The sequence below is a fragment of the Chryseobacterium sp. SIMBA_028 genome (assembly GCF_046535285.1).
Lineage (GTDB): Bacteria > Bacteroidota > Bacteroidia > Flavobacteriales > Weeksellaceae > Chryseobacterium.
Map to the genome: position 1 here is coordinate 1 of NZ_JAWRWZ010000501.1, position 257 is coordinate 257.

Annotated in this window: 1 protein-coding gene; it reads left to right on the forward strand. The window is 59.5% G+C overall.

Going from position 1 to position 257, the window contains the following annotated elements; translation table 11 throughout:
- Nucleotides 1-257 (forward strand): PAS domain-containing protein (locus SCA31_RS24265; protein WP_410699538.1); only part of this gene is annotated, 257 nt, incomplete at both ends.

Consider the following 257-nt stretch of genomic DNA (forward strand, 5'->3'; position numbering starts at 1 on the left):
CGCGTCACAGCTGAACTTTCAGGAAACCATGATGGAGATGGTCCCGTATCCGCTTGTCGCCAAAGATCTGGATGGCCGTTACATCGCGAGCAACCGGGCGTATGAGGAGGCGAGCGGCTTGCACCGCGAAGCGGTCATCGGGCGCACCGCTTTGGATGTCCACGCATGGGGCGATACAAACAGCCGCGTCGTGGATGACATGACGCGCAACTTGCAGACAAGCAGCGAGTCGGCGAAGGTGGAGCTTCAGTTCGAAG